This window comes from Hyphomonas sp. (assembly GCF_965284475.1).
Lineage (GTDB): Bacteria > Pseudomonadota > Alphaproteobacteria > Caulobacterales > Hyphomonadaceae > Hyphomonas.
The window spans coordinates 2,486,756-2,512,580 of sequence record NZ_OZ260087.1; the positions used below are offsets into that span (position 1 = coordinate 2,486,756).

Sequence of the window (25,825 nt, forward strand, 5' to 3'; positions counted from 1 at the left end):
TGTTATGAGACTTGTTGTCGGATTTCTTTGTCTGGTCGCGGCATGCTTCATCCCGCAGAATGCCGCAAACGCGGAGTCTGAAGCCAGCGAGCTGCAGCGCCTCTTCACCGAGCTTGATAATGATGTCAGCGAGTTGCTTGGCGAAGTCGCCGGCTTTTCAGTCCGGTCCGGTTACCAGTGCTCGCCTGCCACACCCAACAAAAAGCAGGACGAGGCAAAGCTCTCAGACTTTGCCGCGCGACACCTGAGGCTGCGCATGCGGCTGCGTGCAATAAAGACAAAGAACGAACAGTATGGCCGATCCGGTGAAGGGCAAATCGGACGCCGTATAAAGTTCGGCTTCCTGGACTCAGATGAGGATACTGGAAATATTGAACTGGGTGTCGACCTGACCCGCAGCGAGACGACCATCCCCCCGGATGACGTAACACGCGCCGAGCGCAACCTGGATGGCGCAAGGGACGGGATCCGCGAACTCCAGCGGGACCTCAGCCGTGCTGACCCGCCAGACAGAGATTGTGACCCCGCAGCGGACCCCATCGCCTCAGTCACCGTGACACCGCCAGGGCCCGTCGAACCGGGCGCGATCATCAATATTCCCGTCACGGCGACAACGCGCAGCGGTAAGGCTGTCACAATCACGAAAATCACCGTGACGGGCGCAGGTGCGATTGCCGAATCCGGAGCAACACCCGCTTACACGGTTAATGGTACGAACACCGCCGCCGGAAACATCCGCATCACCGTTGCGAAGATCCGGGCTGACCGTGACTACAATATTCGCGTGGATGTCGAGGGTCGCCCCGTTGGCGTTCCCGGCCCCGGCTTTACAACTGGCCGCCAGAATGCCGCCATCACGGTCAGGAATGTTGCACCTGAAATTACGAGCACGGCCTTTACCTTCAGCGTTGAACCTGGCGAAACGGTCTCCATCGATGGTGAAATCACGATTGTCGACCGAAACGCCGACACCAATAATCCCAACGAGATTGACCGGAACCGTGTCAGGCTGACCAATCATCCTGATACGTTCAGGACAACGCCGCGAAATGCCTTCAGTCGCTGGTCATCCAGGTCACAGATCAGCTTTGACCCCGGCAAGGGCGAATATGTCTTCAGGGTGAAACGTGAGGGTATTGTCGAGAAGCCCCACCCACATGGCGTTTTTGCGCCAGATATAATCGTAGCCGATACCGGAGTGCCACAGCTGACGGCCGATCAGCCAGTCAGGATCACGGTCGAGAATGTCGCGCCTGAAGCCTTTCTGAGGCCTGCACCCCGCGATGCGTTTCATTCCAATGACAATATTCCGGTTGGGCTGGTCGGCACGATCCGTGATGGCAATGGCGCGGATGATATTGCAGCGATCGAGATCGATGCGCGCGCCGCTGGTGGACAGGTCTATCGCCTTTCAGATGGTTCAATCCGCAAAACCAGTCGTGATGATGAAGGATTCAGTTTCCGCATCAATCCCGACACGTTTGCTCACACGCGCGCCAGCGGAACACATAAGATCACGGCGCGGGCCGAGGATCTGCCGGGCCCGAATGAGCAGGAGCCGAACACAGTCGATTTCGAGACCGGGATCAAGATTGGCAATGATCCGCCGACGGTGGGTGCAATTGGTTACATGACCGGAACCGAACTGGTGATCATCAAGGAGGTCTGTCCACGCGGCCTGATCACTGTTGGGGCGCAAATTCATGATCGCGAAAATGACAAGGTCAGGGTGACCGCCACCCTCCTGCCGGGCGGCACCCCTGAAGAAATGAACCTCAATCCGGGTTCGGGCACCTATACGCTCGTTATGCTCGCACCTGACAGGCCCGGCAAATACTCCATTCGCTTCGATGTCGTCGAAACCGCCACGAATGAAAAGAAGAAAGCTGCGCGGTCCATCGAGCTGATCGTGAAGCCTTGTGGCTTGAACGAGGCGCATCCTCAGGCAGCACCTCCGGCGGCACCCGTGGAGGTCGCCATCGAAGGCAATCCGGGCTCCGATGTCCAGGTGCAGCCCGTGCCACCAGCCTTGCCGGGCCAGACCTCGCCGGACTGGGAAACCGCCGTCGCGCTTTCCGAGCTCTTTTACTATGGCTGGGTGCTCGATCATTATGCCGGAACGCAGGGCGACCCCGAAAACTCGATCACGTCCACCATAATCGACCAGATTTTCGATCCCTATCTGACCTGGCGCCCGATCTGGCAGGATTTCACACTGCTGGAGGACTACAAGGGCCCGCCACCGGCTTGCGGTGCCGGGCCCGGCACCGGTCCGATCTTTGACCTGGGGCATGGCGGTCCGCAACAGGCGCTCGGCGCGATTGATCAGCTCAATCAGGATCTCTCAGAACTGATTGGAAGCATGATGACGGACGGGGATCTGTATCAGGAGCTGGTTGTCGAAGACTTCCTCAACCAGATGGCGCTCGAATTCGGTGATCAGGTGCCTGTGCTGCGGGACGGGTCAGTGGTCCCGCGAACGCCAGCTGCGCCGCAAAACCCGCCGGCCAACGCGGCCGCAGCGCGCGCCAGGACCAGGGCGCAGTTGCAATCCCAGTATGACGCCCTGGTCGAGCGACAGAACCGTCTGAATGCGTCACGGACTGGCTTCGAGGAACAGCTGGAGACAGCGATTGAGAATGGCGACAGGAAGCGCGAGAAGCAGATCAGAGGCTTCCTCAACGAAATCACCGACTTGCAGGCCGGTATTCACGCGCAGACAACCCCCCTCGCAGAACAGCTCAACGAACTCGACCGTCCGCAGCAGGAAGCCCGGGCACAGGAGCTCACGGACATAACGGACGAAATCAATCAGGCCGCCTGGGACAGTATCGCGACGCGCTATGGCTTTGACACAAGTGTCCAGGACGCCAGGCAGTGGACCACCTGGGTCACACGCTGGGTGTCAGTGGGCAGTGGCTTGTCCTATGACAATGACAGACTGGTCCGCATGTCTGAATTCTCGCTGATCTCGGCCGAGGAGAAGCTCAACGTCGTTGACGGGCTGCTGGAGGATGCCGACCCCGGATCATTCAGGGAAACTGTACTCAATCGCAAAAAAGGGCAATTCGAGGCCCAGCGCGATTCTGCGCAGCAACACCTCGACTCGCTCGGCAACATTACCAGGGCCGGATTCGTGGTCGACATCGGGCTGTATGCCAGCGGAGGCGTGTTGATAAACGGGGCCCGTAAACTCGTGGTCGGTGGCGCCACTCGCACCTTTGGGACACAGGCCGCTGAACGCACGGCGATCGCGCTTGATACGGGTGTCATTCAACTCACCAAGCAGGCGACGGGACGCGCGACGACGAGCGCAGCTGCAGGCACAACGGGTGCCGCAACAGGGTCAGCCACGAGCGCTACGATACGCGAGGGCAGCGAAGCCGCCCTGGGCGGCTCCTCCGAGGCAGCAACAGGCTTGTTCAATACGGCGCAGGCAGCCGCTGAACACGGCCACCGATTCGGGGCCCGGAGCATGGATGAAGCCTGGCAGGCATTCGAAGCGGCAAGAACCGCTGCCGGAATTGAAGCCCCGGCGGGATTGGGAAATGCCAGCCGGGAATGGCTGCAACTCTGGTACAAATTCTCGGATGATGTCTTCAGTGGAACGGCAGGCGCCGCTGATGATGTGCTGCGGGCCAGCGGCGACGAAGCCATGGATGCCTATTGGGCGCTTGAGCGGGCGGGGGCACAGGGGCGACAGGCGTTTCGCTCAGAAGCCGGGCAATCGGCGGCTCGGCACTGGGATGATTTCTTCCAAAATCTCGCTAACCAGCCTGATCGGATCAGCGCGCTCAATCAGGCCCGTGAAGTGGCCGGGCAGCGCGGCGTCAACCGCCTTGCCGGGCTTTGGCGTGAAGCCCAGCTTGAGAGCTGGCTGCAGGGATCCGAATTTCTGGGCCTTTCACCCGTTATTTTCGGCCTGATGATGCAGGACGCCGCCGCTGCGGATGCGCCGCAGGCGAGGCTGGGGTCCGATGGGCGGGGCGATCTGAACTGGCAACCCGGCACATCACTCAGCCTCTCGCCAGGACTGACCCTCAACCTTAGCGGCGGTGGAGCCTATGAACAGTATGATCCGGACTGGCGGTCACTGGGGCCATGCCTGGAGAAGAAGGAGGCAGTTGAATGATCTTGCGCTTCCTTGCTCTCATACTTCTCACGAGCGGTCCTGGCCTCACGTCTGCTGGCCAGGATACCACGCCACGCATCGGTGACCCTTATTTCCATTCCTCCGGGTCCTGGGGGCAGTCATCGCGTGACCAATGGGCCTTCGAGGCCATCGGCATGAGCGATCCGGACGCGGTGTGGGACGCGCTCGGCGAGTCGCCATCGCCAGTCATTGTCGCGATGATCGATACCGGGATCGACTGGACCCATCTGGACCTGTCCTGGGGCGGTCTCTGGACCAATGACGATGAGATCATGGGCAATGGCAGGGATGATGACGGCAATGGATATGTCGATGACCTGATCGGCTGGGATTTCATGGCAGGCACGAACCAGCCATGGGACTATGATGGCCATGGCACATTCACAACCGGCCTGATCGCGGCCGAAGTGAACAATGGGATAGGGATGACGGGGCTCAACCCCTATGCGCGTATCATGGTCCTCAAAGCCGTGAACAATTTCGGGCGAACCCGAACCGCTTATGTCACCGAAGCGATCCGGTATGCGGTCGACAATGGCGCAAAGGTGATCAATCTCAGTCTGGGCGGCCCCGTTGCGCCAGAACTGGAGAACGCAACGCTCGATTACGCCGCACAGAACGGCGTGCTGATCGTGGTTGCTGCCGGTAACGAAGGGCAAAACCTGTCGGAATATGCCTTCGTCAATCATCCGGCTGTGATCACGGTCGCTGCCACAGGCCAGGATGGAGAGCGCGCCACTTATTCCAACTGGGGACCGCAGGTCTCAATCGCCGCCCCGGGGGAAGACATCCTTTCGCTGCGCGCCCGCGCCACCGACACATTGCTGAACCTGACTGATCGTTATCCACGCGGTTCGGCCATTGTCGGCCCGGACAGGCGTTACTACCGCGCAACCGGGACATCCTTTGCTGCGCCGTTCGTGACAGGTGCTGCCTCTTTGCTCTGGTCGCGCGACCCGTCCCTGACTGCACAGCAGGTGCGCCAGGCTCTCCTCCAGTCAGGAAGGGATATTGGTGCTGCTGGCGGCGATCAATTCACGGGCTATGGGGCGCTCGACATTGGCGCCGCTCTGGCGGCAGATCCGAATGCCTCCATCGTTGCGGAAATATCTGGCGTGCGTGTGGTGCAGGGCGCCAATGGACCGGCTGCCGAGATCATCGGCACGGCAACGTCTGACAGGCTGGAAAGCTATATCATTGAAATCGGGCAAGGCGAGACACCCTCAAGCTGGAAGCAGGTCGCGCAAGGTCGCGCCAGGGTGACGAATGCACCCCTGGCCGCTGTCAACGCAACCGAGTTCACCGGTGCACCGGTCTGGACCATACGCCTGGTCGTCAGACGCACCGGCGGCCAGACCCGGGAAACGCTCTATCGGCTCGCTCTGGGATGACATGAGCCAACTGCTCATGACTTCATTCCCGGAACTGAGGTCCGTGTTGTCGTCAATTTCCGCTTTCGGCATGATCCGGGCTTCAGCTTTGGGCGCAAAGCCAGACATCAGGACCCGGCAGCCATACGGGCAATCCTGGCCCATTTCTGTCATTTGCTAAATCAATGAAGATGTCTGATTTCGCGAAACGGTACTGATAGTTCGAATCTCAGTTTCTTCTCCTTACGCATGCGAAGAAAGCGCTTCGCTCATCACTGATCAGTCATAGCCTCTGGAGAGATACTGCGTCGAACGTGGGGGCGGTGGAATGTACGGGAACATGGTTGGTGGAGGATTTTGCTGATCATAGTAGAATTCAGAGGCGTAATCGCGCTCCGGCCCGTTATCTTCATTGCGCGTGGTGCGATTGCCGGATGACCGGTTATTCGACGCGATCTGGCTGCTCCGGTTTGCACTCTCACTCGCCTGCCGGGCAACGATGTCATTGAATTGCGTCTGCTTGTTTCTCCATTGGCCATGATAGGCAGCAATGGCTTGCCAGACCTCATTCGTGTTCTCGCCAATACCAAGCTGACGGTATTCATTGCGAAGTGAAGCGGCAGCCGAACTGTATTCGAGATTGCGACGGTGCCAGTTGTCTGTGCATTGGTTGAAGTCGGCGCTTTGCGAATTATAGCGGTCGATTTCAGCGTCTGAGACGCGTGCCGGCAGCATGGGTGGAAGCGAGCAGTTCCCGCCAACCGGCCAGTCGCGTTTCAGCTGCTCAACTTTTTTCAGGCCTTCGGCGACCAGAACAATGCGTTCCTGCTTTTTCTGTTCTTCGCGGATTTCGGCATTTGCGATGGCCTGTTCCCGCTTCTGGTTCAGCTCGTCCCGCTCCTGATCCTTTTCACTGGCGACTTCAGTCATCCGGTCACGGACCTTGATCTGGGACGCGGCAAAGTCCTGAAGCGTTGTTTCGAAATCGGTGAGTAGAAATGAGGGTTCATGGGCCGCAGGCGTGCCGTCTTCACCGATGACCGACAGGGTGACAACAAGGGCGCCAAAGTTTCCCGCGCGGACAGACGTCCAGTCTTCGGGGGAGAGGTGGAAACGACTGTGAACTCTCCATGTGTTCCAGCTGGTGAAGTATGTTTTGCCGAAATCATAGGATCCGGCTGCCGCGCGGGAGATGTCGGCGCGCTGTAACTGGCCGTCCTCTGTCTGCGTCACGGTCTGCAGAATGGCCCTGGGCTCTTCCAGAAGGATGTCATAGACCCGCGCCTGAAAGTTGAGTGTAGGATATTGCACATAAGGGCCAAGATCCCACGGAATGCGAGTGGCGTCTGAAAGCGCTATTATGTTGGCAAGCTCGCTTTCTGAAACCGTGTCACGAGGTTGGCGGACCATCTCGACAGATAGCGCAGCAGCGCCGCGTGTATCGTTGATTGCCTCTCCATCAATACCGGGTTGCGCAATCGCGAACATGTCCGGGTTCATGCTGTCCGCTATATCGGCGAGATGTTCGGACTCTTTTTTGTCGATGCAGCCAAAGGCGTCGCTGAAATTGGCAATCAAACCCATATCGCAATGATCTTCTGCGCGGGCTTTGCGGGTTTCTGCGCCGCGTTGTGTAGTCCAGGGCGTTGCGTAGAAGCTGATGTTCTTGTCGTTGATAACACCCCAGAAGTTCCAGGCGATGGATTGCCTCATGCCGACAGGGTCATCGACCAGTTTGATCCCGTCTATCTCTTTGCCATCCAGCGTCGCGCAGAAAGGGACGATGCTGACGTCAAAACTGTCATTGTAATAGTACTCGAAGAAATAGGCGCGGAGCTCTTTTTCGAGTGACTGGCAAGCCGAGCGGACATGAGATGTTTCATAAATGCCCTTGCAGCCGCTGTTGAACGTTTTGTTCTGTTTTTCCAGCTCGGATTTGTTTTGCTCAAGCAAGGCGTTTGCCTCGTCTTTCAGGTCTGCGGGAATACGTCCGGACGCCAGATTGTCGGCGATATTGGAAACCGTGGTTTGCAGATTCAGTTGTTTAAATGAAATGCTGGCGCAGCCTTCCTGATTCCACTTCGCATCCGGATATGGCGGCTGAGGGCTCTGGGCCTGAACAGGCGCAAGGCCGGAAACGCTCAATCCCGCCCCGATTAGGAGGCAGGAGAGTTTTGAATACAGACCTTTTACCGTAACTGACATTGCGACCCCCGGATTTTCTTTTCCGATGACATGTCGCTCTGAAACAGAAAGTCAACGTCAGATGTGGAGCGCTTTTACGCTGATCCGTTGCAGCGGCATTGTCAGCGCGAACAACCCTGAGGTGATCAATCCTGGCGATTAGTCTCTAAAAATGAGAAAGATCGCCATTTCTGTACTTCAAGACGTGACCCGAGATCATGCAACTCGTTGTCATGATATATGTTCTATTTTCGTGGTCGCAGACGGCGTCGAACAACTAAATGATACTGCCGACGAATGTCCTTTTTTGGCGAGATCGCGTCTGACTTCTGAGATGCGTTGAACGGCCGGTTTGGATCAGCTCTATGGTTCAGCATGCCAGTGGCGAACTGGTGAAGCTTGCCCTGAATTGCCGGTCGTCTGGCGCGGTTTGAGCGGCAGGTCAGGAGAAATTCTGGAGTCCACGAACGTCCTCGCGTAATCAGGATTCGCGTTTTCCGGGCGATTGGTCTCCGCGATGACCACAGCCGCCGGGTCCGCAATGGCCGCACAATGAAATTGCAGGGAGTCTACATTCCCAGGGGCACATCGAGGCGCCAGGTTCATCGACCTCGGCAGCAATGCCATATCACAGCGATCAGGCAACGAGCTGTAAGCTGAGCTTCCTGCCAACAGCTTCAGCCGCCTTTGCAAGCGTTGCGAGCTCCACGTGATCGTCTTTCGGATCAAGAAGCCGATCCAGCTGGCTTCGGCTTGTGTTCATGCGCCTGGCCATTTCGACCTTGGTAATGGCGCTGGCTTTCATGGCTTCTTTGATCTGCCAGGCAAACACGCGAAGGAGCGCCACTTCCTGGACGTCCTCATAGATTTCCTTTTCTTTGAGGAAGTCGTCGAAACCGGAGCCGATCCCGGCTTTGGACTTTGCCTTGCTCATTGTCCGATCTCCTTCTTTCTATCCTTTGCGAGGTCCAGGTCTGCCTTCGGCGTCGCCCTTGTCTTCTTGATAAAGCCGTGAAGAAGGATCATGCGTCCATCCTCCACGCAGAACAGAACCCGCGCGATGCGGTTTCCGGGAAGGCTTGAGCGAACCTCGTGCAGGCCGCCTCCCATGGGTCGGCTGATTGGCATGCCTGTCGGCCAGGCATATTCAACTGTCTTGATATCGGCTCCGATGATCTTGCGCTCATCTTCACTGACACCGTCCTTCAGCCAGTCGCGCACAGGCTCATTGCCTGATGCGGTTTGAAAGAACACAACCTCGATAGTCTTATCTGTGTCTGCCAACCAGCTTTGTCCTTCTCACGACATATGTACCTTTTGAGGTACATCGTCAAGGTGTTTGATTTATTCTCTATTGATTCGAGTCAGGCCGCCTGCGCTGACAGATGCCGCCCGTAAGGCTGGATTGCTCTACCTCCAGCGAGTCTTGTCAGCGACTGTTCAGCTTCGCTCCGATAGCAGCCGTCCGGTTCTGGGTGTCCGATGACCATCCTGGGCGAGTTGCCAGCCGGATGGTCAAGTCTTCTGGGCGTTGTTGGTCTGTTTCCGCCGGTCGGTAAAAGCCAGGCGACCGGTCGCGATGGGGGAATGACGAACACCGGCAATTTCTTACAGTTTGCTTATCGAGTTTCCGCCATCCGCGATCATGGCGCTTCCGGTTACGAAGGATGCGTGATCAGAAAGCAAGAAGAGCGCGGCGTTAGCGATTTCGGACGGCTCCGCCATGCGCTTCAGCGCGTGAAACCCGCGCACGACCTCATGAAAATCGGCATCATCCCCGGCCATTGGCGTCATGGTGCCTCCTGGCAGGAGTGCATTGACGCGAATGTTTTCAGGACCGTGTTCCGCCGCAAGCACCTGGGTAATGCCGATGAGGCCAGCCTTTGCAGCGGCGTAGGCCCCCATGCCGGGCAAACCAATCGTGTGTCCGACGAATGAGGAGGTGAAGACGATGGAACCGCCACCGCGTTTGCGCATAGCCGGAATTTGATGCTTTGCCGCGTAGAAGCCGCTGTTGAGATTAACCGCTATCACTTTGTGCCAGTTGCTTTCTACCATGTCGGGGATTGGTCCCATATCACCCGTCACACCAGCATTGTTGAAAGCGCCGTCGAGCCCCCCGAAGCGCGACTCTGCAAGCTTCACCAGGTCTGCGGCATAGGCGCTGTCTTCGACGTCCCCTGCCAGGAAAACCGCCTCGCCACTGTTTGCAGAAATATCCTTTGTGATTTGCTCAAGTCGTTCGACGCGGCGGGCTCCAAGAACCACTTTCGCGCCTTCGGCCGCAAAAATCCTAGCGGCTGCGGCTCCGATACCGCTGCTTGCGCCGGTTATGATGATTGTCTTTCCGTTGAGAAGCATTCCCATCTCCATTGATTGAGGATCAGGAGGTGTCTGACGATATCGAGCTGCTCAACCCACCCGATTCTTGCGCAGTTTGTTGTTTTGTTGGCGGAGGAAGTCAGTCCCTTTTTGCTGCTGCAGCAATAATCAAAATGGGGCACGAACGGGCCTTTCGCCGCAGAGCCATCGATTGACTGTTTCCGGCGAATTCCTGTCGGAGGTGACCGGAATTCGACTGTCCGTGTGCGAGCCGTTTCGGGCAAGAACCTGCTGCCGGGGATCAGGCCTGAGGCACGCTTTGGCCTTCATGACTGCTAAACCCGCCGCGAGCGCCTGCGCGGCACGCCGGCTTCACTGAGGCAGTCGCGCAGGCGCTCGCGGCGCTGGCGACGCCTTGTGCATTCAGCATCAACAAGTTCAAACAGCGGCCAGTATCGTTCGCCCATCATCCGAACGACTTCGGCGGCGATGATGCGGGCAGTTTCACAGTCTTCATCTGAGATGTCCATGCGATCGTCCTGGCCGCCTGACAGTCCGCGTGCCTACCTGGCCCGGTTCCACACCATGATTCCGGTGCCATCCTTCTCGTTCTCGAAGAAGGCCGCGCGCACAGGTGCCGCAAAACACGGATCGTCCAGCCTGACGGCGAGATAGGGGGTCTCGCCTTGCTTGCTTTCCTGGCGCCATGCCGCGCCAAGCTCGGCGCCGCCGGCATAGAGCCGGAAATCCGGCGCCCCGTCGCTGCCCTTGTCCCTGTTGGGGACGAGCCTGGCTTTGACATTGATGGTCATGGTGCGGATGGTGCCGGTATAGGTGCCATCCTTTGCAGTGAACGTGCCGATCTGTGCCATGGGTCTAGTCTCCTTTGCTGGCATTCGTGTGGAGGGCGCGGCGCGCCCGTCTGAACCCGGGATCTGATCCGAGGAACATTTCAAGCATGGCGGGGATCAGCGTTTCGGGCTTTTCTTCCGCGCCATAGGTCTGGCGGTAGATTTTCGCGTAATCGGTGAGCGCTGTGGCGAGATCCGGATCGACCGAGATGGTCATGCGCACGGGCGTGCGGTCCGGAAGCCTGTCGAGACGAAGGGACATGAATTGCTCCTGTTCAAAGCGGTCTGAGGATCAGGTCGCGCGTAACGACCACGCGAACCGGCCAGCCGGGGCGGACCCGGATCGTGGGCTGGATGCCGAGGTTGCGTTCGACAGCGCGCTGGCCAGCCTGGTTGACCGTGTCGGTCGTACCGCGGCGGATCGCACGCTCGATATCCCCGTCGCCTGTCGGCCCAAGTTCGGCGCCGACGCCGAGGATCGTGGCGAGGCCAGCCGCCACGAATACACGGTCCCAGTGATGGTCCGTGCGATCTGAGAGACCCGCCTGGCCCTGCGCATCCGCGCCGGGCGCGGAGATCTGGATGGATGCGCCATCCGGGAAGATGATCCGGTCCCAGGTGACCAGCGCACGGTCCTGGCCGAACGATACCTCCGACTGGTAGCGGCCGATCAGTCGCGCGCCCTGCGGGATGAGCATGTGTTGCCCGGTGACCGTGTCATGGACCGGCTGGGTGACCTGGGCGATTACCGTACCGGGCAGGTCAGAGTTGATGCCGGTGACGAGCGAAGCCGGGATCAGCGTGCCGGCCATGACCTGCCAGGGCGACAGAGGATCTTCGACACGGTGAGGATTGTAGATGTCGCTGCCTGCCGCCTCGCTCGCAAAGGCGCGCTTGCGGTCCTGGAGATTGCTGTCAGCTGCCTCGCCGAATGCGGACGGTGTGCTCTGGGGCAGGGCAGCGAGGGCCAGGAGCTCTGAGCCAATATCAAGCGCAGGATCGCGCGGCGAGGATGTGCCCTGGCTGGCACCTGTTGCGCCTGTTTGAGATTGCAGGCGGAAGAAGACCGGCGCTTTCGTCGCCTCATCGGCAAGCGCGGCGTCGCGCATGCGCCGGGCCCGTTCGGCCTCGTCGGCCGGGTTCGGGCGGAAGTCACTTTCGAACCGGTCGACATATTCCGGTTCGATACCGAGATCGCGTTCAGCCTGGAGCATGGTCGCGCCGAGATCGCCCGCCAGGGGCGGACCAAGCCGCCTGATACGATCCTCAACAGGGGCGATCTCGCCATAGCCTGCAGGGAGCGCAGAGAGGCCTTCAGGCTTGCGTGTATTTGTTGTGTTGTAGCGTTCGCGCCTGTCTCCTGGGGTGGCGGCCTCAGGCGGTCTGAGCGCAAGGCTCATTGCCGCAAACAGGCCAAATACGCCAAGGCCTGCGCCGACCATCAGCACTTTGCGATTGATACGGGTGACGGGCCTCGGGCGCGAGCGGATCTTCAGCGCCTCGGCCTGGGTCTCAAAGGGCGCGGGCTCGGTCATCACCTCAACCCCCGAACAGTGGCGCGCGGGCCTCGTTGCGGCTGATGCGGACCACGGTCTGGTGCCTTGTGCCGAGCCGAAGTTCAGCAGCGCGGAACAGGCGGTCGACGATGTAATACCTGCCGCGCACCCGGTAGTTCACGAGTTCAGCCTCGCTTGCCGAGCCCAGCACGAACAGAGGCGGCATGTCCGTCGTAGAGATGTTGTCCGGCATCTGGATGAATACCTGGCGCCCGTCATCGAACACGCGCACAGGTTTCCAGTCCGGACTGTCGCCGGTCAGGTGATAGTCGAAGTTGAGACCATCCAGGACCAGGCCGCGTTCTATGGAACTGGCCTCTCTGGCGATCGCGCGGTCATTGCGGGCGGTCAGGCTGGCCAGCTCGTCGCCCGGATAGCGCCAAGAGAGCGCGGCCATATAGCCATCCTCCTGGCTTTCCAGTTCGAGATGATAGGTCCGCCGGTCAGTGGCCAGCATGAGGTTCGTGCGTATGCCGGCGCTGATCGGTTTGACAAGCACGTGCGCGCGGGCTGTGGGACCTGATCCGGAGACGGTATCGCCAACCACCCAGCGCACCGTGTCGCCGGCCGAGACAGAGACCAGGTCCTCGCCCGGCTGCAGCGCAATGTCGCTGACCTGGCCGGGGCTCGCATAGAGCCTGTAGAGCGCGCCCTCGGTATAGGGATAGACCTGGATCGCGTTCACATATCCGTCGACCGATGGCTCGATCAGCGCGCTTGTCCGGCCCGCGGCGATTGTTTCGGTCGGTGATGTGTCGTCGGCCTTCGTGCCTGGGCGAGGCACGGCCTCGCCCAGCGGCATCATCTGGCCCGGCAGTGGCAGGGGCACAGCCGTTTCGACGATCAGGGCCGGCAGGTCTGCTTCATCCTCAGCCGGCATGGCGGCGATGAAAGCCCCGGCATCGATCGGTTCGAGTTCTGTTGTCGCGCAGGCAGGCAGCAGGACAAGGGCAGACGCAGATATCAGAAAACGTTTCATCGGGATCATTCTCCTGTAACGAGGTCCTGGCCCCAGTTGAGGCTGTGGACGTAAAGACCAAGGGGATTGGCGCGGAGCGTTGCCGCATCGGTCGGGTTCTGGGTGATGATCGAGAACAGGCCGGTGAACCGCTCGGCCTTCACGAGGGCGCCATTCTCATAGGTCTTCTCGATCCAGCGGGCCTGGAAACTGTCCTCGGAAACCCGCACGACACTGATGACATCAACCGTGCGGGACAGCCGGCCGACTTGAGCGAAGGGATCATTCTCCTGGGCATACTGGTTGAGCGTGGTCGCGGCCTGGGAGGTGACGAAATCATAGGCGCGCAGCCAGTTCTCGCGCACGACGACCGGATCGACCGAAAGCCCCCTGACATGGGCAATGAAGTTGGCAAGATGGTGCGCGATCTGGGCATCGCTCGCCACATAGCGCTCGGTTGCCGGGGCGACGGCGCGGGCTGCGCCCGTCTCATCGACCTCCACCACATAGGGCGTGACCGTGGACTGCATGCTCCGCCATACCATGGCGCCGGAACTCATGAAGCTCAGTGCCAGGCATCCAAGCGCCATCAGCCGCCAGTTCTTCGCCTGGACCCGGGCCGATCCGATCCGCTCGTCCCAGACCTGACCGGCCTTGTGGTAAGGCGTCTCCGGAAACGGGCTCTGGCCATATGTCGTGGAAGATCGCTTGAAGGCCATGGCTTAATCGTCCTTGTCATTCAGGGTGGGAGACGCGCCGGACGCGCCGCGATCGCCTTCGCGCAGGCTGTGAGCGGCCATCTGTCCTGCATGCGTCACGCGCTGCTGCATCTGCATACGCCGCGCCCAGCCGGGACTTTGCTGGGATGACTGTGAAGAGGGAGCGGCGTCGCCTGTCGATGTGCCGCCCGTGGCGCGCCAGGCGCCCTGGCTGCCGCGCTGGTAAGCTTCGCTCAGGGACCTGGCCGGCCGGCTGGCTGCGCGGCGAACGGCGTCACCGCCCGCGCGGGCCATGCCGGCCATGCCAGCGGCCACCGCGCCTGCACCACTCGCGCCTGATGCAACCGAGCCAAGCGTGTATGACGTGCGCGCCGCACCGGCCATGGAGGCGCCGGCTTTGACGGCGGACGATGCGCCGCTCGCGACAGCGCCGAGGGCCGCCCGTGCGCCGAGCCCCGCAGCAAAGGTCCCAGCGGCCACACCGGCGACCGCGCCGACCGCAGAGCCTGCACCAAGCTGCGGCGCCCCGGAAATCAGGCCCGTGGCTATGCCGGGCGCAAAGATGCCCATCCAGAAGAAGACAATGCTGGCGAGCACCGTGCCCATGACCTGCGCGAGCGTCACATCCTCGCCGGTCCGGAACGCATCCGTCACCGAGCCGAACAGGGTCGAGCCGATGCCGATAATGACGGCCAGAACCATGAGCTTGATGCCCGAACTGATGACATTGCCCAGCACGCGTTCAGCCAGGAACGTGGTCTTGTTCCAGAGCGCGAAGGGCACGAGAACGAACCCGGCCAGCGTTGTCAGCTTGAACTCCAGGATGGTGATGAAAAGCTGCACGGCGAGCACGAAGAAGGACACCATGATCACCGCCCAGGCGATGAACATGACCGCGATCATGATGAAATTGTGGAAGAAGCTGACCGGCCCCAGCATGTCCGACATCTCCTCAAGCAGCGGCTCGCCCGCCTCGAGGCCGACGCCGGCAATGAAGCCCGGACGCAGGAGATCGCCTGCCGTCATCGCACTGCCGCCTGCTCTCACGCCAAGCGCGGCAAAGCTGTCGAACACGATACTGGCCAGGAGCGAGAAGTTGCCGATCACGTAGGCGAAGAAGCCGACATAGAGCACTTTCTTCAGGAGCCCGGCGATCACGTCCGTGTTCTGGGACAGGGCCCAGAACAGGCCCGCCAATGTAATGTCGATGGCGATGAGCGTGGTCGAGAGATAGGCGACATCCCCCGCCAGCAGGCCGAACCCGCTGTCGATATAGGTGATGAAAGTCGCAAGGAATGTATCGATCACGTCCATGGGGATTTCAGTTCTCCAGGAAGGATTGTGTGCGGGCCCGGCCGCGTGCCGCCTCGGTGAGCTGGCGCGCGCGTTCCAGCGCCTCGGCGCGGTAATGCGCCGCCATCATGCTTTCCATCTGCATGAGCTGTTCTGCCTGCAGCGCATGGATCTGGTTGCCGGCCTGCAGGACCTGGAGATTGCCGGCAGCGGCCTGGCTGCCCGCGATCAGGCGGCCCAGACTGTCAGAATCCTCGCCCGCCGATGAGACGACCTGCGCCGTGACGGCGAGGCTCTCGCGATATGCGATGCGTGACTGTTGCCAGCGGGCACGGGCCTCATCGACGAGGACGCCATGTGCAGGCGGCGTGTCGCCATAGTCTTCCGGAAAGGCTTCCTCGTAGGCGCGTTCGATCTCCTCGACCCTGTAGCCAATGCCTTCAGCATCGCGCATCAGCGCCTCGATGCGCTGCATGCGCCGGAGGATGTCGCCTGCGATCGAGTCGGGCAGGTTTTCCAGATCCCGCGCCATGTTCTCCAGCATTTCGATCTCATGGGTCAGCTGCTGGACCTGCTGGTCGACCTGCTGCAGGGCGCGCACAGCCTGGTAGACATTCTGGACGTGATTGGCCGGGTCATGGACAGCAAGCTGAGCGCTCGCCGGTGGCGAAAGGATCGCGGAGACCGGCACGGCGCAGAGAATGACTGAGGCGAGCAGGCGTTTCATAGGGGGCTCCTATTCTGCAGCCAGGGCGTGGGAGGGGATGAGCTTGTCCGGAGCGCCTGGATCCTGTCCCGGCCAGTGGGCGAGCAGGTCGGCGGCCCAGGCGAGGCCCTTCTCGTGGAGCCAGCATTCGGCAAAGCCATCGCCCTCCGTCTCGGCCCATACGCGGTCCAGAATTGTCTGGTCTTCCGGGGAACCTGCGCCGCACAAAGCGAGCGCGATCGGGCCGAGGCCGAGTTCGAACACGCGGCATCCAAGCGGTGACTGGTAGTAATAGTCACGCTTCGGTGTTGCCCGGGCAATCAGCTCGACCTGGCGGCTGTTAAGCCCGAACCGTTCATAGGTCTCGCGGCTCTGGGGCTCCTGCGCACGCTCATTCGGCAGGAAGATGCGGGTCGGGCAGGATTCCACGAGCGCCGGGGCAATTGAAGAATTTGCGATGTCGGCGAGGCTTTGCGTCGCGAACACGACGGCGACTTGTCTTTTGCGAAGGGTTTTGAGCCATTCGCGGATACGCGCAGCGAACAGGGCATCATCGAGGAACAGCCAGGCTTCATCAAGGATGAGCAGTGTCGGCCGTCCATCGAACCGCGCCTCGAGCCGGTGGAACAGGCAGGTGATCACAGGCGCGACAGCGCCTTGCCGGTGCATAAGCTCTTCCATTTCAAAACAGACCGTGTCGGTGAGGCTGAGCCTCTCATGGTCAGCATCCAGCAGGCGGCCATGCGGGCCGTCCAGCGTGTACGGATGCAGGGCGGATCTCAGGGTCTCGTCCTGCAGCATCAGGGTCAGGCCGGTCAGGGTGCGTTCAGCCTCCGGCGCGCTGGCAAGCGACCGGACCCCTTCCCAGAGACTGGATTTCAGGTCTGGCGTCATGGCGACGCCTTCATTCACGCAAAGGCCTGCAAGCCAGTCGGCCGCGAAGTTTGCGCCCCTGTCTGTGTCCACGTCGCGCAGGGGCTGGAGGCCCGGCGCGCCTGAACCGCCAAGATCCATATGCGCGCCGCCCATGGCGAGCGTCGCCGCGCGGGCCGAGCGGCCCTTGTCGAAGATGAAGACCTGGGCGCCGGCATAGCGCTTCCATTGCAGCGCCAGGAGGGAGAGGAGGACCGATTTGCCCGAGCCTGTCGGGCCGACCACCAGCGTATGGCCGACATCGCCGACATGCAGGTTCAGACGGAACGGCGTCGTGCCGTCGGTCTGGGCCTGGATGAGGGCAGGGACCTGGAGGTGACGGTTCTCGGCCTCACCGGCCCAGACGGCCGACAGCGGCACCATATGGGCGAGGTTGAGCGTATGCAGGATGGGCTGGCGGACATTGGCATAAGCATGCCCCGGCAGGGAACCGAGCCAGGCCTCGACCGCGTTCAGCGTCTCGCGGATCGCGGTGAAGCCGCGTCCGTTCACGATACGCTCGGCAACACGGATATGCTCGTCGACGGCGCGTCGGTCCGTGTCAGCGACGGTGATGGTCGTTGTGACATAGCCGTAGGAGACGAGATCGCTGCCGAGTTCCTGGAGCGCGGCGTCAGCATCGGCCGCCTTGTTGTCAGCATCCGTGTCGAGGAGCGCCGCCTGCTCATTGAACAGTGTCTCACGCAGCACCGCGCCGATCGACTTGCGCCTGGCAAACCAGTGGCGGCGCTTCCTGGCGAGGACCTTCTCGGCGTCTGCCTTGTCCATCGCGATGAACCGCGTCACCCAGCGATAGGCAAAGCCCTGCCGGTTCAGCTCATCGAGCATGCCTGGCAGCGTCGAGGCCGGAAAGCCGAGTATGGTCAGCGTGCGCAAATGCGCCTCGCCGATCATCGGCTCGAGGCCGCCGGCAAGTGGCTCATCGGCGAGGATCGCATCAAGGAAGACCGGCAGCTCCGGCGTCACGACCGGATGGCGCCGGGTCGAGACGGTCGAATGGAGATAGGTCAGCGTCTCGTCATCATTGAGCGGATAAACCCCTGCAAGGCATGTTTCGAGCAGGCCCAGGACCCTGTCCGACTGTTGCTGGAACGTCTCCAGCCGGTGGCGCCAGGTCGCAGCCTCTTCGCTCTCGGCGCGGGTGATCAGGGCCTGTTCGGCGCGGCCCGTGACGTCTGCAGGCGGCAGCCAGAGCAGGGTCAGGTAATAATGGCTCTCAAACCGGCTGCCGGCTTCGTCGGCCTGCAGTCCGCGTTCCTGATCGACGAGCCAGGACGCCGCGTCCGGGAAGTCGGAAATCGGATAATCATGCACGGGCCCGCGCTGGGCTTCGAAGAAGAGCGCCCAGCCCGAGCCGAACCGGCGCAGCACATTGTTGACGCGGGCATGGATCGCAACAAGCTCTTCGTCCGTGGAGCTTTCGAGATCCGGGCCGCGATACCTGAACACTGTCTGGAAGCTGCCATCCTTGTTGAGGACGACACCCGGCGCAACGAGGCAGGCCCAGGGGAGGTAATCTGCCAGCAGGGCCCGCGTTTCTGAATATTCCGTGAGGTTCAGCATGACAGGTGCGCCTTGTGCCGTGTCGAGCGGCTCGCCACGCTCATGAAATCCGGATCGGACCGCGCCATGAACACGGCCGCGGAATGGCCTGCGACCCAGAGGACGAGTCCCGGTATCCAGAGCTGGAGGCCAAGGCCGACAGCGGCGCCGAGCGTACCAATGGCGATGGCGGCCGTTCGTGGCGCACCTGCCATCAGGATCGGCTCGGTCAGCGCGCGATGCAGCGGGATTTCAAAACCCTCAGCCATCAGATCAGCGCTCCGCCGCCAAACGAGAAGAAGGTGAGAAAGAAGCTCGTCGCCGCAAAGGCGATGGAGAGGCCGAACACGATCTGGATCAGCTTGCGCATGCCGCCACTGGTCTCACCAAAGGCCAGTGTCAGCCCGGTCAGCGTGATGATGATCACCGCAACGATGCGCGCGACCGGCCCCTCGATCGATGCCAGGATCTGGTCGAGCGGGCCCTCCCAGGGCATGCCGGATCCGGCCGCATGGGCAGGCGTAGCAAGCGCGAGGGTAGTGGCGACGCAGGCCGCGACCTGGACCGTCCGGTTCACCACCCTGATATGATTGTAGAGCGTCATGTCTTGTCTCCTTGTGTGACGAGGGAAAGGGAGTGGGAGATGAGCGGCTCGGTCTGGTAGCCGTCGCCGTGAAATCCGGTGACGCGCAGCGCCTCCTCGATCCGGCGCTGGCCGCCCGTGCGGCTCATGAACACGACGACATCAATCGCCTCAGCAATCAGGTCGCACGGCGCGCGGCTCGTCGCTTCAAGCGTCAGTTGTTCCAGCCGCCGCAACGCGCCATAGGCTGAATTGGCATGCAGTGTCGTGATGCCGCCCGGATGGCCGGTATTCCAGGCCTTGAGGAGATCGAGCGCTTCGGCCCCGCGCACTTCGCCGACAATGATCCGGTCGGGACGCAAACGAAGGGTTGAGCGCACCAGGTGCTGCAGGCTGACGCTGCCGCGATGGGTTCTGAGCTGGACACGATTGGGCGCAGCGCATCTGAGCTCGCGCGTGTCTTCGAGGATGACAATGCGGTCCTCCTGGAAGGCCGGCTCGGCGAGCAGCGCATTGGTGAAAGTCGTCTTGCCGGATGATGTCCCGCCCGCGACCAGGATGTTGGCGCGTGATGCGACGGAGTCCCTGAGCGCTGCGCAGAGGGCAGGGGACAGCGCGCCCTGGTCAACATAATCGCCAAGATCGAAAGGCGTGGTCGCCGGCTTGCGAATTGAGAAACACGGCGCGGTCGAAACAGGTGGGAGAAGCCCTTCAAACCGCTCGCCACTGCCAGGCAGTTCGGCAGAGACGATCGGGGAGGCGCGGCTTGCCGCTTCTCCCACCCCGGAGGCGACGAGGCGGATGACACGCTCTCGGTCGGACGCCTCGAGCGTGTGTTCTGACACCACAATGCCGACGCCGGCCTGTTCGATCCAGACCGAGCCGTCGGGATTGGCCATGATCTCGATCGTGTCAGGCGCATCAAGCGCCTCACGAACGACCAGGCAGAAGGCCGTGCGCAGCATGGCGGTCCGGCGGCTGTCTGTTTCCTGAGCGTGTCCCGCGATTGCCATGGGGCAGGGCCTTCCTGTCTGGTCAGGTCAAACCTCTCAGATCAGGTGGCAGCAGACGAGTTGGAGCGCAGGCCAGATTATGCAACGCCATGCGACCGAAACAGACGCGATGCAAAACGCGGGTCAGCCCTCTCGTTCCGGGTCCTCCGCGCGCTCAAGGCTTTTGGCGATGACGGCCATCGCGTCGGTAATGTCGCTCCGCACCGTTCGCGGGGAGACAGACAGGCGCTTGGCAATCTCCTTGTGGGTGAGGCGCTCAAGCCGGCTGAGCAGCAGGGCCTCGCGTTTACGGGGATCGAGCGCTGCAAGGGCCGCCTGCACGATCGCCAGCAGCTGGGCGTCCCTCAGCTGGGTTTCAGGTGTCACCGAGCGCGGGCATGCGAGAAACTCGCCCATGTCGCCGATCTCGGCCGATGACCGCCTTTGCTTCGCATAGCCAGATTTGAGATAGTCCAGCGTGAGGTTACGAAGGGCCGTGAAGAGGAGCGGTCTCAGCTCATCAATTCCCTTGTCCGGATAGGCGCGTCTCACAGACAGGAAAGCATCCTGGACGAGGTCCTCGGCGTCCGCAGCATGGCTGATCCGTATCCGGCAGAAGCGAAGCAGCTGGCTATGGTTTTCGCGGAACAACACTTTAAGGGCCGCGTCGCCGACAAGCCCTTTGGAAGGGAGCGCCCTCGCTGTCGCTGACGCGTCAGCTGGCACGCTGCGCCTGCTTTGGTCTGGTATTGACTGCGCACCCGACATGCCATGCCCTCGCTTCAGCTCTTTCGTCAGAAGGGCTGGTACAAAGCAGTGGCCCCGCGCGTGATCACGCAGGTGAGGTCAGCCATGCTTCACCAGGGTTTCCGACGCCCTGTGCACCCGTGAACCAGGAGCCCCGGATGCGCGCACGGATAGCAGCAGTCGCAATAAGACCTTCTGTGCTGGAACGCACATGTGGTGGGATCATGCTCTGCCAGGGTTTCCGACGCCCCGAGCCTCTTCATGCAAAGATGCTGAGAATTATCCTAAGGGAGGAGGCGCGTGTTTGCAACCTGGAAAAGAAATAGGTGGGCCGTCGGAAAACCGCGAAGCATGCGCAACGGGGCACAGGTTTTGGTCCGGAGACCTTATCGCTGTGCCGGCCCACCCGGGGTGGATGTGTATCGGATTGCAACCGGAATTGGAAGGTGGAACGGGTGCAGTCCGGTGTTTCGGAAACGCGCTGCTACAAATAAATGGCCCGGATCAGGGGGCTGGGTCAGACGTTCAAACTCGCTCAAGTGGGTGCACGATTAGCAAAAGGATTCACGGGCTTACGGCAGGCCTTTGAGCAGATCACTTCGAGCCTGCAGCTTTTCCAGCAAATCCTGGCCCGCATCGTAACCATAGGCGCTTTCACTAAGCGAAGTCAGCTTCATCGTAGAGCGATCAAACATGATATCCCTTGGGTACTTTCCCGAACCAAGACCTGTCACTTCAGCACCCGTGCTCAAGTCAAATACCCTGGGCCGGTCTCCACCTGATGACCTGATCGTGACAAAGCGCTGTTCGGCGACGTCGGTTATGGCTGTGTACCCAAGAACTTTCGCAAGTCCAGGGGAGCTAATGGATTGGCCCGTAAGAGCAGATGGAGCTTGTCCCTCGCTGTTTCCAGTTTCCGGGTCGAGGAAACTCACCTGTCCATCATACTGAACAACAAACAGCTCGTCGCCATTACCGGTTTCCGCGACCCCAACGCTTCGGCTGCGGATGGGCAATCTGACGGAACGCTTTTTGAGAGTAAGTGGGTCGACCAGATCAATATTGCACCCACATGTCTGGTCTGCCTCGACCCTGGAGATGCTGTCGCCAAATATGGCAATACGGTTCTGCTGGCGGAGCGCCGCCAAGCGGATTGGAAATTCATACTCGAGGGTGTCAATCTCAACGCCTCGCTCATCCATAATGCGAACGGCGTATACTTCTGTCTCATCAGCGAGAAGCAATATTCCATTTACAAACCAGCGACCTGACAGGAAGACCGCGCCGAGAGGCTCGAACCTGTTGGCTGGGTCCTGAAAGTCGGCAATGTTGTGCACTTGAGTCTCGCCTTTTGCGAAAGACAGGAGTGCCGTGCCACTCCAACCGTTGTCATCGTAACAGGAGACCATGGCGCTGCGGGCATTGCTGGCGAAGTCACTTTCGAGTGAAACGATCATGCTTTCAGACTGTTCCGCAACGGCGCGTGTAGCGTTTGGTTCGTGTTCTGAGGTCGACTGGGACCGACACTGCCGACTAAGATAGATATCTTCTGTCGGCTCGAAATTCTGCTGAGGGTCGAACTCCAAACGGTGTACGCGGGCCAGATCATCATTGGTCGGTTCCCACAACAATAATCGCGTGTCGGTAAGAAGAAATTTGCGAAGCTGACAGGGAGCCTTGTGGCTGCGTTCGCTCCGCAACGTTGCTCCGCCTGGACCCATCTTCAAACGCGTGAATACGCAAACGTCTGAACCCAATCCCTGTCCCAGCCTCCATCCCTGTGTTTCTGACCTCCGAAAGAGGGTGCCCCGATCAAGCGATGAAAAATAGGATTCCGAGTCGGTTCCTTCGACGTATTGGTGCAAGAAAGCGCCACTGAGTGGCCCATTCGAGGGCGTGTAGACATCCCAGACAATCCTGTCCTCTTCAATGAATTTCTTGACGATCACATCGACCTGGCTTCGCATCGTTGCGGCGGAGTGCCAGACGGGAATATCCCCGCCAGACCGCATGGCGCTGAAAGAGATTGTTGGTCTCAGAGTTGCCATGGGGGAAAAGTTGGTGCGCGATTGTGTGCCAGACGTTTTCGACAGGTTCGATACATCATAAAGTTCAATACGCCGAGATTCCCTGCTGGTAACGGTGATCCAGTTGCCAGATGGCGATGGAATAAGCTGATCGGAACGGGCAATCCTGAACTCTGGTTCCAGCCTGAACGGTACAAATTCCTTTGAATCCAAATTGGAGAAACTGATATCTGTATCTCCGCGAATAAGAATGATCGGACTGTCTCCGACAAGGCTTATCTCAGGCGCTGAAAGGCGTCTGTTCGCGCCTGCCTCGAAGCTGTTTGGTGTTTCCCGTTTGACTGCCTCCCACACGAGCGTGAGTGCCGAAGACTTTTCGTCAGGTTGAACGTTCGCCAAATTGTTCGCAGACCAAATCAAGGTGCTCCCATCAGGTAGATTCAGCAAGCCCGCGTCCAGTATATCGCCTGCACCAATGACGTCTGAAACATCTTTGTAGCGCGCCAATATCGTTCCAGTTTTCAGATCGATCTTGATCAGATCAAAGGCGGAAGTTGAGTTGCAGGGCAATGCGCATGGTTCTGTAGCAAGAGCCCAGGCCTCGTAAGCGCTATCACCAAAAATCGCAACGCCGCGATTGCCAAAGCGCGACATCGGAAAGTCTGGTCCGTCATAGTAGCCGGTTCCCGGACTCTGGCTACGTAGCATGACATCCGGACGGTCGAATTCGAAAACGCGTGCAAGCGTTTCGAGATTGAGTACTTCCACTTTATGGTCACTACCCGGAATATCGCGCGCGATATGCAATAGGTCTCGAGATACTGAGAGTGCAGCGGGATCGTCAGCCTGGATCACCTGCTGGCGCGATCCGTCTGCGGATATCCAATTCAAGCTTACGCGGTCTGAAGTTTCGTCGTCGCCCGCGACTGCTTCGGCAGCAAGCACACGCCCATCCCGCACGCCATAAATGCATTCAGCCTCCTTGCAGTCAAGCCGAACGACGCGCGGCCATTCCGGGCCGGTCAAGACCATGTAATTGTCGTATCCAAGCACGAAGTGGCCGTCGTCAAGATGTATTCGGAGAGGGTTATTCGAGCGGATCGCATCTTGATCGAAGTTGAAGCCGAACCCCTCAGATGCTGGAGGTTGACCGGCCGTGCCCACATCGGCTTCCTGCGCAGGTACATTTACCGAGAAGACTGGCGTCAAGGCAGGCACAGTGTATAATTTCAAGGCTGAGCCATGATTGGGTCCGGTGCTATTGGAGAAAACGATCAGGAATTTACCAGAGGGCGTGACCAGGTATTCTCTTTTGCTCGAAGTCCACAACGGGTCGGCTTTGTCCTTGAGTATAATTCGTGCACGGCTGAGTTCCGATCCAAATTTGCCCGTTGACAGGTAGTTATCCGTTGCGCGTGTCCGAAGCTGAACAATTCGAGCGTCATCCCTGTCCTCGTCTTTGGCAATTTCAACCATGAATTTGCCGCCAGGAACGATTTCCGCCCATTGCGTGTTCGAACCGGAAGTCAACTTCACATCGGGAAGGGCTGGATTGTTGAGGACTTCGTTGGCGATTTTCTGGACGCTCTGAGTTTCGGCGTCTATGCGGTATTGCTGAGCCGGGTTGTCCGTCGCCTGCAATAGCGACATGGCTGCGTGTGCTCGCTCAAGTGCTGCGTGCGGGCTGGACTCCATGATCGCTTTCGCCTCCAATGACAGGCGTCGCGCTTCCCCTGCTCGCTCCAGATCGCGGACAGGAGCGACATCGTCGTCAAGAAGGTCAGAAATTTCGATCGACAGGGCGGCCATAGCGGAGACCGTCATCGCATGATTGGAGGACTCCGCCGCGCTCGATGTGCGAACCTTCAGGTCTGAGCAGCAGGTGTGTATCGCAAGGATCGTATCGTGCCGGGGCGAAAAGATGGGTGCGCCGGAGCTTCCTGGCTGGGTTTCGCATGTATGCCTGAATACAGATGCGTTCAGCATGACGCCGCCCGATCGAGAAGGCTGAGGCCGACAATAGCGTCGCGTTAATAGCTGGATGCCTCCTGCCGGGTGATGAACCAGTTGCATATCCAGCCCCACGCTCGGATCGATGCGGGCCAGCTTTGCGACCGGAAATGCCTGTTCGACGTCTTCTGTGTATCCATCCTTTATTTTCAGAAGTGCAAAATCCGTCATGTCCAGGCATCCGCCACAGATTTCGAGGTCATCGTCTCCATCGGTGTGTTTCGACGTCATTCCAGGTTCTGAGCAGGCTCCTCCCGTAACCGTCTCCATGCGCGAACCTTTTCGAAACGGTACAGCGTAGAATATGCGAGATAAGTCAGCTGCGTCCGGCACTTCAATCAACAGGGTGTTGCGGCGATCGCTATCCTGATCATACTTGTCATCCTCCTCAAGGTAGCCAAGCTCAAGCTCGATATGCTCAATATCGCTCCGCAGGACACCGGTCTCTGGATCGACCAGGCAATGCGCCGCGGTGAGGACATATTCTCTGGAAACGATCGTTCCGGTGCAAGGGTAGGTTTCCGTGTTTGTGGTCAAGTCGAGGCGACCGACGCTACGAGCGAGGCGCCGCGCGGGTGTCGAGACATCTATTCCATCGACGCGTTCGTAGTTGTTGCTCGTGCCTGTATACCGATTGAGACGTTCAAGATCGGAATAACGTGCTTTCTGAGTTTCCGTGAGTGCCTTTCGCCGGCTGGAGCAATCGTCGGCGTTTGCGCAGGGCGACTTCCGGTCAAAGGACAGTGTCACAAGACGATCATAGGCAACCGGCTCGGGTCCATCACTCTCCATGCTGTCATCATGACTTCCGTTCCCGGACATATCCCTGCCTGAGAGAGCCGCGAACAGAGCGCCAACCATAAAAGCGATTGTGATCGT

At 60.0% G+C, this 25,825-nt stretch carries 20 protein-coding genes; 2 read left to right on the top strand and 18 right to left on the bottom strand.

From position 1 onward, the window contains the following. The first annotated feature begins 4 nt into the window (after positions 1 to 4). Positions 5 to 4,132: a hypothetical protein gene (locus ACQ66M_RS12350; RefSeq protein WP_430404122.1), complete on the top strand. Its 4,128-nt coding sequence runs from the start codon at positions 5 to 7 to the stop codon at positions 4,130 to 4,132. Continuing rightward, complete coding sequence (locus ACQ66M_RS12355; RefSeq protein WP_430404124.1) at positions 4,129 to 5,544, top strand: S8 family peptidase; 1,416 nt, start codon at positions 4,129 to 4,131, stop codon at positions 5,542 to 5,544. The genes ACQ66M_RS12350 and ACQ66M_RS12355 overlap by 4 nt, the downstream gene beginning before the upstream one ends. Positions 5,545 to 5,802: 258 nt before the next feature. Here the strand turns inward: ACQ66M_RS12355 and ACQ66M_RS12360 are convergent, their stop codons facing one another. From ACQ66M_RS12360 to ACQ66M_RS12445, 18 genes are all read right to left on the bottom strand, one after another. Further along, a complete protein-coding gene (locus tag ACQ66M_RS12360; protein ID WP_430404127.1) occupies positions 5,803 to 7,728 on the bottom strand; it encodes a hypothetical protein in 1,926 nt (641 codons plus the stop codon). 616 nt (positions 7,729 to 8,344) lie between these two features. Further along, complete coding sequence (locus tag ACQ66M_RS12365) at positions 8,345 to 8,641, bottom strand: helix-turn-helix domain-containing protein (protein ID WP_430404129.1); 297 nt, start codon at positions 8,639 to 8,641, stop codon at positions 8,345 to 8,347. Next, entirely contained in the window at positions 8,638 to 8,991 is a 354-nt protein-coding gene (locus ACQ66M_RS12370; protein ID WP_430404131.1) for a type II toxin-antitoxin system RelE/ParE family toxin, read from the bottom strand. Before ACQ66M_RS12370 ends, ACQ66M_RS12365 begins: the two co-directional genes overlap by 4 nt. 324 nt (positions 8,992 to 9,315) lie before the next feature. Then, positions 9,316 to 10,068, bottom strand: coding sequence for an SDR family oxidoreductase (locus ACQ66M_RS12375; RefSeq protein ID WP_430404133.1), 753 nt, complete (start codon positions 10,066 to 10,068; stop codon positions 9,316 to 9,318). Positions 10,069 to 10,364: 296 nt separating this feature from the next. Continuing rightward, a complete protein-coding gene (locus ACQ66M_RS12380) occupies positions 10,365 to 10,559 on the bottom strand; it encodes a hypothetical protein (protein WP_430404135.1) in 195 nt (64 codons plus the stop codon). Positions 10,560 to 10,592: 33 nt separating this feature from the next. After that, positions 10,593 to 10,901 carry a DUF736 domain-containing protein gene (locus ACQ66M_RS12385; RefSeq protein WP_430404137.1) on the bottom strand — a complete coding sequence of 103 codons (309 nt, stop codon included), beginning with the start codon at positions 10,899 to 10,901 and terminating at the stop codon, positions 10,593 to 10,595. Between the two features lie 4 nt (positions 10,902 to 10,905). Continuing rightward, positions 10,906 to 11,142 carry a DUF2274 domain-containing protein gene (locus ACQ66M_RS12390; RefSeq protein ID WP_430404139.1) on the bottom strand — a complete coding sequence of 79 codons (237 nt, stop codon included), beginning with the start codon at positions 11,140 to 11,142 and terminating at the stop codon, positions 10,906 to 10,908. A gap of 13 nt (positions 11,143 to 11,155) precedes the next feature. Continuing rightward, on the bottom strand, positions 11,156 to 12,415 hold the full coding sequence (locus tag ACQ66M_RS12395) for a TrbI/VirB10 family protein (protein WP_430404141.1): 1,260 nt from the start codon (positions 12,413 to 12,415) through the stop codon (positions 11,156 to 11,158). A gap of 4 nt (positions 12,416 to 12,419) precedes the next feature. After that, a complete protein-coding gene (trbG, locus tag ACQ66M_RS12400; RefSeq protein WP_430404143.1) occupies positions 12,420 to 13,415 on the bottom strand; it encodes a P-type conjugative transfer protein TrbG in 996 nt (331 codons plus the stop codon). 5 nt (positions 13,416 to 13,420) lie between these two features. Continuing rightward, complete coding sequence (gene trbF, locus ACQ66M_RS12405) at positions 13,421 to 14,113, bottom strand: conjugal transfer protein TrbF (protein WP_430404145.1); 693 nt, start codon at positions 14,111 to 14,113, stop codon at positions 13,421 to 13,423. 3 nt (positions 14,114 to 14,116) lie between these two features. Beyond that, complete coding sequence (gene trbL, locus ACQ66M_RS12410) at positions 14,117 to 15,427, bottom strand: P-type conjugative transfer protein TrbL (protein WP_430404147.1); 1,311 nt, start codon at positions 15,425 to 15,427, stop codon at positions 14,117 to 14,119. A 7-nt stretch (positions 15,428 to 15,434) separates the two neighbouring features. Further along, on the bottom strand, positions 15,435 to 16,133 hold the full coding sequence (trbJ, locus tag ACQ66M_RS12415; protein ID WP_430404149.1) for a P-type conjugative transfer protein TrbJ: 699 nt from the start codon (positions 16,131 to 16,133) through the stop codon (positions 15,435 to 15,437). 9 nt (positions 16,134 to 16,142) lie between these two features. Next, complete coding sequence (trbE, locus tag ACQ66M_RS12420) at positions 16,143 to 18,608, bottom strand: conjugal transfer protein TrbE (protein WP_430404151.1); 2,466 nt, start codon at positions 18,606 to 18,608, stop codon at positions 16,143 to 16,145. Beyond that, positions 18,602 to 18,856, bottom strand: coding sequence for a VirB3 family type IV secretion system protein (locus ACQ66M_RS12425; protein WP_430404153.1), 255 nt, complete (start codon positions 18,854 to 18,856; stop codon positions 18,602 to 18,604). The genes trbE and ACQ66M_RS12425 overlap by 7 nt, the downstream gene beginning before the upstream one ends. Continuing rightward, positions 18,856 to 19,191 carry a TrbC/VirB2 family protein gene (locus ACQ66M_RS12430; RefSeq protein ID WP_430404155.1) on the bottom strand — a complete coding sequence of 112 codons (336 nt, stop codon included), beginning with the start codon at positions 19,189 to 19,191 and terminating at the stop codon, positions 18,856 to 18,858. Before ACQ66M_RS12430 ends, ACQ66M_RS12425 begins: the two co-directional genes overlap by 1 nt. Continuing rightward, positions 19,188 to 20,183, bottom strand: a complete 996-nt coding sequence (trbB, locus tag ACQ66M_RS12435; RefSeq protein WP_430404157.1) for a P-type conjugative transfer ATPase TrbB — start codon at positions 20,181 to 20,183, stop codon at positions 19,188 to 19,190. Before trbB ends, ACQ66M_RS12430 begins: the two co-directional genes overlap by 4 nt. A 123-nt stretch (positions 20,184 to 20,306) precedes the next feature. After that, on the bottom strand, positions 20,307 to 20,888 hold the full coding sequence (locus tag ACQ66M_RS12440; protein ID WP_430404159.1) for an RNA polymerase sigma factor: 582 nt from the start codon (positions 20,886 to 20,888) through the stop codon (positions 20,307 to 20,309). A gap of 593 nt (positions 20,889 to 21,481) precedes the next feature. Beyond that, a complete protein-coding gene (locus ACQ66M_RS12445; protein WP_430404161.1) occupies positions 21,482 to 25,738 on the bottom strand; it encodes a trypsin-like peptidase domain-containing protein in 4,257 nt (1,418 codons plus the stop codon). Between the last annotated feature and the right edge of the window lie 87 nt (positions 25,739 to 25,825).

Excerpts from the sequence above, each read along its gene's own strand:
- ACQ66M_RS12445 (WP_430404161.1), bottom strand. The coding sequence starts at position 25,738 with ATGGAGAGTGATGGACCCGAGCCGGTTGCCTATGATCGTCTTGTGACA.
- ACQ66M_RS12355 (WP_430404124.1), top strand. The coding sequence starts at position 4,129 with ATGATCTTGCGCTTCCTTGCTCTCATACTTCTCACGAGCGGTCCTGGC.
- ACQ66M_RS12375 (WP_430404133.1), bottom strand. The coding sequence starts at position 10,068 with ATGCTTCTCAACGGAAAGACAATCATCATAACCGGCGCAAGCAGCGGT.
- ACQ66M_RS12350 (WP_430404122.1), top strand. The coding sequence starts at position 5 with ATGAGACTTGTTGTCGGATTTCTTTGTCTGGTCGCGGCATGCTTCATC.
- trbL (WP_430404147.1), bottom strand. The coding sequence starts at position 15,427 with ATGGACGTGATCGATACATTCCTTGCGACTTTCATCACCTATATCGAC.
- trbJ (WP_430404149.1), bottom strand. The coding sequence starts at position 16,133 with ATGAAACGCCTGCTCGCCTCAGTCATTCTCTGCGCCGTGCCGGTCTCC.
- trbE (WP_430404151.1), bottom strand. The coding sequence starts at position 18,608 with ATGCTGAACCTCACGGAATATTCAGAAACGCGGGCCCTGCTGGCAGAT.
- ACQ66M_RS12380 (WP_430404135.1), bottom strand. The coding sequence starts at position 10,559 with ATGGACATCTCAGATGAAGACTGTGAAACTGCCCGCATCATCGCCGCC.
- trbB (WP_430404157.1), bottom strand. The coding sequence starts at position 20,183 with ATGGCAATCGCGGGACACGCTCAGGAAACAGACAGCCGCCGGACCGCC.
- ACQ66M_RS12360 (WP_430404127.1), bottom strand. The coding sequence starts at position 7,728 with ATGTCAGTTACGGTAAAAGGTCTGTATTCAAAACTCTCCTGCCTCCTA.
- ACQ66M_RS12385 (WP_430404137.1), bottom strand. The coding sequence starts at position 10,901 with ATGGCACAGATCGGCACGTTCACTGCAAAGGATGGCACCTATACCGGC.
- ACQ66M_RS12425 (WP_430404153.1), bottom strand. The coding sequence starts at position 18,856 with ATGGCTGAGGGTTTTGAAATCCCGCTGCATCGCGCGCTGACCGAGCCG.
- trbG (WP_430404143.1), bottom strand. The coding sequence starts at position 13,415 with ATGAAACGTTTTCTGATATCTGCGTCTGCCCTTGTCCTGCTGCCTGCC.
- ACQ66M_RS12365 (WP_430404129.1), bottom strand. The coding sequence starts at position 8,641 with ATGAGCAAGGCAAAGTCCAAAGCCGGGATCGGCTCCGGTTTCGACGAC.
- ACQ66M_RS12390 (WP_430404139.1), bottom strand. The coding sequence starts at position 11,142 with ATGTCCCTTCGTCTCGACAGGCTTCCGGACCGCACGCCCGTGCGCATG.
- ACQ66M_RS12430 (WP_430404155.1), bottom strand. The coding sequence starts at position 19,191 with ATGACGCTCTACAATCATATCAGGGTGGTGAACCGGACGGTCCAGGTC.
- ACQ66M_RS12395 (WP_430404141.1), bottom strand. The coding sequence starts at position 12,415 with ATGACCGAGCCCGCGCCCTTTGAGACCCAGGCCGAGGCGCTGAAGATC.
- trbF (WP_430404145.1), bottom strand. The coding sequence starts at position 14,113 with ATGGCCTTCAAGCGATCTTCCACGACATATGGCCAGAGCCCGTTTCCG.